This is a genomic window from uncultured Corynebacterium sp., from assembly GCF_902782855.1.
Taxonomy (GTDB): domain Bacteria; phylum Actinomycetota; class Actinomycetes; order Mycobacteriales; family Mycobacteriaceae; genus Corynebacterium.
The window spans coordinates 1-6,563 of the sequence record NZ_CACZOO010000103.1; the positions used below are offsets into that span (position 1 = coordinate 1).

General features: G+C 66.6%; 10 protein-coding genes. 2 read left to right on the plus strand and 8 right to left on the minus strand.

The annotated features are described in order from the left end of the window. The first annotated feature begins 284 nt into the window (after positions 1-284). A complete protein-coding gene (locus QZV72_RS04765) occupies positions 285-521 on the plus strand; it encodes an AbrB/MazE/SpoVT family DNA-binding domain-containing protein (protein WP_297005873.1) in 237 nt (78 codons plus the stop codon). Positions 522-690: 169 nt separating this feature from the next. Next, the gene (locus QZV72_RS04770; RefSeq protein WP_297005876.1) at positions 691-888 is read left to right on the plus strand and encodes a hypothetical protein; all 198 of its coding nucleotides are present in this window, start codon (positions 691-693) and stop codon (positions 886-888) included. A gap of 151 nt (positions 889-1,039) precedes the next feature. On the opposite strand, the gene QZV72_RS04775 is transcribed toward QZV72_RS04770, so the two are convergent. The 8 genes from QZV72_RS04775 to infA all read right to left on the minus strand — a co-directional run bounded on the left by QZV72_RS04775 (position 1,040) and on the right by infA (position 6,386). Further along, on the minus strand, positions 1,040-1,891 hold the full coding sequence (locus QZV72_RS04775) for a tRNA pseudouridine(38-40) synthase TruA (protein ID WP_297005878.1): 852 nt from the start codon (positions 1,889-1,891) through the stop codon (positions 1,040-1,042). Then, positions 1,884-2,693 (minus strand): hypothetical protein, encoded by an 810-nt coding sequence (locus QZV72_RS04780; RefSeq protein WP_297005880.1) that lies wholly within the window; start codon positions 2,691-2,693, stop codon positions 1,884-1,886. Before QZV72_RS04780 ends, QZV72_RS04775 begins: the two co-directional genes overlap by 8 nt. Before the next feature lie 199 nt (positions 2,694-2,892). Beyond that, positions 2,893-3,402: a 50S ribosomal protein L17 gene (gene rplQ, locus QZV72_RS04785; RefSeq protein ID WP_297005881.1), complete on the minus strand. Its 510-nt coding sequence runs from the start codon at positions 3,400-3,402 to the stop codon at positions 2,893-2,895. A 66-nt stretch (positions 3,403-3,468) separates the two neighbouring features. Next, the gene (locus tag QZV72_RS04790) at positions 3,469-4,482 is read right to left on the minus strand and encodes a DNA-directed RNA polymerase subunit alpha (protein WP_297005883.1); all 1,014 of its coding nucleotides are present in this window, start codon (positions 4,480-4,482) and stop codon (positions 3,469-3,471) included. 73 nt (positions 4,483-4,555) lie between these two features. Continuing rightward, the gene (gene rpsD, locus QZV72_RS04795) at positions 4,556-5,161 is read right to left on the minus strand and encodes a 30S ribosomal protein S4 (RefSeq protein WP_297005885.1); all 606 of its coding nucleotides are present in this window, start codon (positions 5,159-5,161) and stop codon (positions 4,556-4,558) included. 24 nt (positions 5,162-5,185) lie between these two features. Beyond that, complete coding sequence (gene rpsK, locus QZV72_RS04800) at positions 5,186-5,590, minus strand: 30S ribosomal protein S11 (RefSeq protein ID WP_297005887.1); 405 nt, start codon at positions 5,588-5,590, stop codon at positions 5,186-5,188. A gap of 3 nt (positions 5,591-5,593) precedes the next feature. Then, a complete protein-coding gene (gene rpsM / locus QZV72_RS04805) occupies positions 5,594-5,962 on the minus strand; it encodes a 30S ribosomal protein S13 (protein ID WP_297005889.1) in 369 nt (122 codons plus the stop codon). Between the two features lie 202 nt (positions 5,963-6,164). Further along, on the minus strand, positions 6,165-6,386 hold the full coding sequence (infA, locus tag QZV72_RS04810; protein WP_014010831.1) for a translation initiation factor IF-1: 222 nt from the start codon (positions 6,384-6,386) through the stop codon (positions 6,165-6,167). Positions 6,387-6,563 lie beyond the last annotated feature (177 nt).

Genomic DNA, 6,563 nt, shown 5'->3' on the forward strand with positions numbered 1-6,563 from the left:
CCGCCCGCCGCCCGCCGCTCACCGCTCACCCCTCACCCCTCACCCCTCACCCCTCACCCCTCACCCCTCACCCGAGAGTGTTACCCGAAAGTGTTACCAGGACAAGCGTCCTGTTTTCAACAAAACCCCAGGTCATCAAAAATTCCGCCGTCGAAAACCGGTAACACTTTCCGGGATTGACCGGGAACCGTCCAAAAGCTCCCCCAACTCACAGCGGCATATGCCCCCTGTCCAGCCAGTTCCACCAGAATATCCTGCGCTACAGGAACGACGAGGAGGTACCCGTGCGTGTGAACGGGAAGGGCCAGGTGACCATCCCCGCCGAACTGCGACGCTCAACGGGGTTCCGCGAGGGCGACGAAGTGGAGGTCATCGCCGACGGAGACGCACTGCGCATCGTCCATGCCACGGCTGCGACATCCCGAGGTGAACGGTTGGTCAACCGCATGCGGGGCCGGGCGACGACAGCGCAGTCCGCCGATGAGCTGATGGCGCTGCTCCGCGCGGACTCCTGCGAGTGAGCCTGGACAGCTCGTCCAGTCTCTCGGCCGCCTCAGTGTCCGGCGCGGGCCTCCGCTGAGGCATTGGGGCAATTGTGCCACTCACCCCGGCCGGTACAGCGTGAAGCCCCGGCCCACGGTCGGCCGCTCCGCTCCCCCGGGTCACACCGGCGCGGGCGGACAACCCACGGTGCTCCGCATCGGTGCACGACCCACCGCCGTACAGCGTGACGTCCAGCAGGTCGGCCTCGCAGTCGTGGTCGTGGGCGAGTTCCTCGGCGAGCACGTCCCCGGCCACGAGCATCGTCCCACTGCTGGACGACGCCTGGCCGATCACGTGCGCAAGCGTCCCTGTCCGGGTACCGGGTACCCCCGAGCCCACCGGTGATCAGCGTGGCGTCCACGGTCGTCGCCGAAGTGGCCGGCACGCTGCCCGCCGGCTCTGGGAACTTCGCCGCCGGAGCGAAAGCGACATCGACGACTGACCGACCGGAGACGCAGAGGGTACTCGGGTCAGCGACGACGGGCGCGTCCGACCGCTACACCGGCTCCCGCTTCACCCGCGTCTCCTCCGCCCGCGCCGCCAGCCCGGCGTCCGCCGGATAATCAACGGCCACGAGGTTCAGCCCGCACGCCGGCGCCACCGGTACCTTCGAAGACCTGGAACGCTCCTCCAGAAGTGCCCCCGCGAAGGAGGTGTCCCGGCGTCCCTCCCCCACTGTCAGCACCGCGCCGACCAGGGAACGGACCATCGACCAGCAGAAGGCGTCCGCCACGACCGAAGCCTCGTAGGTCTCCGGCTCAGTCACTGTGGAAACGTCCCGCCACTCGAAGGACTGCAGCTCACGCACCGTCGTCGAGCCCTCCCGGTACCTGCAGAACGCGGCGAAGTCATGCAGCCCGACCAGCACGTCGGACGCCAGCTGCACCGCCGACAGATCCACCCCGTGCCGCCACTGCGCCGTATCCCGCACCCGCAGCGGCGACGGCCCGGCCATCGAGGTCGTCACCCGGTACACGTAGCGCCGACGCAGCGCAGAGAAGCGCGCGTCGAACCCCGCGGGAGCCGCCGATGCACCGTGCAGCCGCACATCGGCGGGGAGCATCCGTGACAGCCGCCGCACCAGGTCCTCCGGTGACTGCAACGAGCGCTGTCCGAATGCCTCAACCGGCACATCCACATGCGCGACCTGCCCCGTCGCGTGGACGCCGGCGTCGGTGCGTCCCGCCACAGTCAACTCGACCGGAGTACGGAAGACCAGGGACAGCTTCTCCTCCAGCACCCCCTGCACGGTCCGCAGACCTGCCTGCGGGCCCTTCTGCTTCGCCCAGCCGTGGAAATCCGTGCCGTCATAGGCGACGTCCAGGCGAACCCGCACCATCTCACTCATCCGTCGTCTCCCGTCCGAACCCCGCCAGCGCCGCCGGGCTCAGCGCCTCCACGCGTCCCTCCCGCCGCTGCCTCTCCATCTCTACGACACGCATCCGCTCGCGGTCCGCCGCCCCGCCGAGACTGAACATCCCCAACCCGAACACCGCGACCCACAGGGTCAGCGTGTCCAAGGCCACCCGCTCGAACGCCCCGGGCATCACGTCGCGCCCGGAGAAGATGAGCGTCAGTGCGCCCACGATCGAGAAGAACTCCATGACGCGGGTGATAGGCACGTACGCACCGTAGATCAGCGGGTGGGCGTCACCGGTGGTCTGGGCGTGACGCGTCGCCGAATCCACGAGCACCTCCATCGTCGCCCACATCACCAGCAGGTACGCCAGCAGGGACAGGTCATGGACCTGCGGCCGCCCGTCCACCGTGAACATCGTGGTCACCAGCGTCAGTACGCCGGACAGTCCCAGCAGCAGAGAGGTCCCGTAAACGCCCCGGTCCCCGATCCGGCGGGCCGCCAGCACCATGATCAGCGACGCCAGGACCACCGCCACCCCGGACAGGATCACCATCGAGGTGGTGAACGTGCTGACCGGGTTGCACACGAACCGGACACCCGAATCGTCGCGGAGGACGCCGCACTCCGAGGCGGTGAGGTCGGAGGGACGGTTCTCGGTCAGCGAGTACATGCCTCTCCACTTCACGATGCCGACGACCTGACCGATCGTCAACAACGCGCCGCTGAGGACCAGAAGGACGCCGGCGGTGCGGTACGAGACGGGGTTGTGCAGGGTGGACCGCGGGGACATTGCACCGATTCTAGCAGCGCCCACCAGCGCAGACGCCGTCTCCCCGCTGTGAGCCCCCTGGGTGTCCGCCACCGCCGGAACACCGCTGCCGGTTCACCGCTGCCTTTACGGTGATGATACGACGACGCCCGCCCCCGCGTCACGCGGGGGCGGGCGTCGTCGGTGGGGCGTCCGGGTGAGGGGACGGCCGGAGGCGGACTTACTTCGCCTCGGCGGTCTCCTCAGCCTCGACCTCGGCGGCCTCGGCTGCGGCTGCGGCGTCAGTGGACTCCTCAGCCTCGACCTCGGGGGCCTCCTCGACCGGCGCCTTGGCGGCGGCCCTGGTGGCACGCTCGGCCTCGGTGGAGGCGAGCTCCTCGAGAACCAGCGAGATCTGGGAGACGGGGGCGTTGTCGCCCTTACGGTTCTCCAGCTTGATGATGCGGGTGTAACCGCCGTTGCGACCCTCGAACTTCGGCGCGAGCTCGTTGAACAGGTAGGCGACAACCTGCTTGTCCGTGATGAGCTTCAGGACGTTGCGGCGGTCAGCCACGGTGCCCTTCTTGGCCTTGGTGATGATCTTCTCGACGTACGGACGCAGCAGCTTGGCCTTGGCGTCCGTGGTCTTGATGGCGCCGTGCTCAATGAGCTGAGCAGCCAGGTTGGCGAGGATCTTCTTCTGGTGGGAAGCAGATCCGCCGAGGCGGGCACCCTTCTTCGGGGTAGGCATAACTTCTCCTCGTGAATGTGTCTTGTGAGCGCTTGCTCCAGGCAGGGACCGTGACCGGTCGTGCCCCTATTCGGCGATGTCCTCGCCCTCGGTGTCCAGGAACTCCCCGGTCTCGGCGTCGTAGCCTTCGATGCTGTTGATGTCGAAGCCCTCCGGCGCGTCCTTGAGACCCAGGCCCAGCTCAGCGAGCTTCACCTTGACCTCGTTGATGGACTTCTGACCGAAGTTCCGGATGTCCAGCAGATCGGACTCCGTACGGGCGGCGAGCTCGCCGACCGTGTGGATGTCCTCACGCTTGAGGCAGTTGTAGGAGCGGACGGAGAAGTCGAGATCCTCGATGGGCAGACTGTAGGCCGCGATGTGCTCCGTCTCCTGCGGGGACGGGCCGATCTCAATGCCCTCAGACTCGGTGTTCAGCTCGCGGGCCAGCCCGAAGAGCTCCACCAGGGTTCCACCGGCGGACGCGATGGCGTCACGGGCGGTGATGGAGTTCTTGGTCTCCACGTCGATGACCAGCTTGTCGAAGTCGGTGCGCTGTTCCACACGGGTGGCCTCGACCTTGTAGCTGACCTTCAGCACCGGGGAGTAGATCTGGTCGACCGGGATACGGCCGATCTCTCCGGTGGTGGTGGCGGCCGGGACGTATCCGCGACCGCGCTCGACCACGAGCTCGATGTCCAGCTTGCCCTGCTCGTTGAGCGTGGCGATGTGCAGGTCAGGGTTGTGGACCTCCACACCGGCAGGGACGACGACGTCCGCACCGGTGACCTCGCCCAGCCCCTCCTTGCGGATGTACATGGTGACCGGCTCATCGGAGTCCGAGGACAGAACCAGGGACTTGATGTTCAGGATGATGTCGGAGACATCCTCCTTGACACCCGGGATGGTGGTGAACTCGTGGAGCACACCCTCGATCCGGATGGAGGTCACCGCTGCACCCGGGATGGATGACAGCAGGGTACGGCGCAGGGAATTGCCGAGGGTGTAGCCGAAGCCGGGCTCGAGCGGTTCGATGACGAACCGGGACCGGGCCGGGCTGATGTACTCCTCGGTGAGCTGGGGGCGCTGGGAAATCAGCATCGGGGTATTTCTCCTTCTCGGCGTCCGCTATTTGACGCCACATGAGGTGAACAGAGGGGAACCGGGTGGTTCCCTACTTGGAGTAGAACTCGACGATGAGCTGCTCCTGCAGCGGAACGTCGATCTGGGCGCGCTCGGGCAGCTGGTGCACGAGGATGCGCAGGGTGGACGGCACGACCTGCAGCCAGGCCGGGACGACGGAGTCGAGCAGGTTCTCCTGGGCCTCTTCGAACCACAGCATCGAACGGGAGCGGTCCCGGACGTCGATGATGTCGTACTGGGAGACCTGGAAGGACGGCACGTTGGTCTTCTTGCCGTTCACGGTGAAGTGACCGTGGGAGACGAGCTGACGGGCCTGACGACGCGTGCGGGCGAGGCCGGCACGGTAGACGACGTTGTCGAGACGGGTCTCCAGCAGGACGACCAGGTTCGCGCCGGTCTTGCCGGGGCGACGGTTCGCCTCAGCGTAGTAGCGGCGGAACTGCTTCTCCATGACGCCGTAGGTGAAGCGCGCCTTCTGCTTCTCCTGCAGCTGGGTGAGGTACTCGGACTCCTTGATGCGTCCACGACCGGCCTGTCCGGGCGGGTACGGGCGACGCTCGAAGGAGCGGTCTCCGCCGACGAGGTCGACGCGGAGACGACGGGACTTACGGGTGGCTGAACCGGTGTAACGGGCCATTGTGTGTTTCCTGTCCTTTCCTGATTAAACGCGGCGACGCTTCGGCGGACGGCAGCCGTTGTGCGGCTGCGGCGTCACGTCGGAGATCGAGCTGACCTCGAGGCCGGCGGCCTGGAGGGAACGGATGGCGGTCTCACGACCGGAGCCCGGGCCCTTGACGAACACGTCAACCTTCTTCATGCCGTGCTCCATCGCCTTACGGGCGGCGGACTCGGCAGCCATCTGCGCGGCGAACGGCGTGGACTTACGGGAGCCCTTGAACCCGACGTGGCCGGAGGACGCCCAGGAGATCACGGCGCCCTTCTCGTCCGTGATGGAGACGATGGTGTTGTTGAACGTGGACTTGATGTACGCGGCACCGTGGGCGACGTTCTTCTTGACGACCCGACGGCCGGTACGGCGCGCGCCAGCGCGTGCTTTCGGAGGCATCTGTTACTTCTTCTTTCCTGCGATCGTCTTCTTCGGGCCCTTGCGGGTACGAGCGTTGGTCTTGGTCCGCTGACCGCGCACCGGGAGACCGCGACGGTGGCGGATACCCTGGTAGCAGCCGATCTCGATCTTGCGGCGGATGTCGGCGGCGACCTCGCGACGGAGGTCACCCTCGACCTTCCAGGAGGACTCGATGACGTCCTTGAGAGCGGAGACCTGCTCGTCGGTCAGGTCCTTGGACCGCAGGTCGGGGGAGATGCCGGTCTTCTCCAGCAGCTCGGCGGCGCGGGCGGGGCCGACGCCGTAGATGTAGGTGAGTGCAACTTCCATGCGCTTGTCGCGCGGGAGGTCGACACCAGCAAGGCGTGCCATGTGGCAGTTCCTTCCGGTTGTAGTACGGCGGTTTGCTCCCCACACATCCCGGCGCCCTCCACGCAGAGGGAGGACGCCGGGCTCCGGCCGCCGCGGCCGGAGGTGAGCCCGTGGACACCGCACAGGGCGGTGCCACGGATGGTGTACGGAGGCGAATGTCTTTGTGCCGGACAGATGTGCCGGAACGACAGGTAGGGCAGGTCTACTTGTAACGGTAGACGATGCGCCCGCGGGTCAGGTCGTAGGGCGACAGCTCCACGACAACGCGGTCCTCGGGAAGGATACGGATGTAGTGCTGACGCATCTTGCCGGAGATGTGGGCGAGCACCTTGTGCCCGTTGTCCAGCTCAACGCGGAACATCGCGTTAGGCAGGGGCTCGACAATCTTACCCTCGACCTCGATGGCGCCTTCCTTCTTAGCCATATCCTCCACTTTTCCAGGTCAGGGCAGCTGGCCGGCGGTTGCCGGGGCCGGAGCCTGACCACACAGTCTTGTTCGGATGGTGGACCGGGACATCATCGTGATGATGGCCCACGTGTACACCAAAGGAAGAGTCTACGGTATGACGCGCCCCGGCGCCAACACCGCCGCCCCCTCCCC

Excerpts from the sequence above, each read along its gene's own strand:
- QZV72_RS04775 (WP_297005878.1), bottom strand. The coding sequence starts at position 1,891 with ATGAGTGAGATGGTGCGGGTTCGCCTGGACGTCGCCTATGACGGCACG.
- QZV72_RS04780 (WP_297005880.1), bottom strand. The coding sequence starts at position 2,693 with ATGTCCCCGCGGTCCACCCTGCACAACCCCGTCTCGTACCGCACCGCC.
- rplQ (WP_297005881.1), bottom strand. The coding sequence starts at position 3,402 with ATGCCTACCCCGAAGAAGGGTGCCCGCCTCGGCGGATCTGCTTCCCAC.
- QZV72_RS04790 (WP_297005883.1), bottom strand. The coding sequence starts at position 4,482 with ATGCTGATTTCCCAGCGCCCCCAGCTCACCGAGGAGTACATCAGCCCG.
- rpsD (WP_297005885.1), bottom strand. The coding sequence starts at position 5,161 with ATGGCCCGTTACACCGGTTCAGCCACCCGTAAGTCCCGTCGTCTCCGC.
- rpsK (WP_297005887.1), bottom strand. The coding sequence starts at position 5,590 with ATGCCTCCGAAAGCACGCGCTGGCGCGCGCCGTACCGGCCGTCGGGTC.
- rpsM (WP_297005889.1), bottom strand. The coding sequence starts at position 5,962 with ATGGCACGCCTTGCTGGTGTCGACCTCCCGCGCGACAAGCGCATGGAA.
- infA (WP_014010831.1), bottom strand. The coding sequence starts at position 6,386 with ATGGCTAAGAAGGAAGGCGCCATCGAGGTCGAGGGTAAGATTGTCGAG.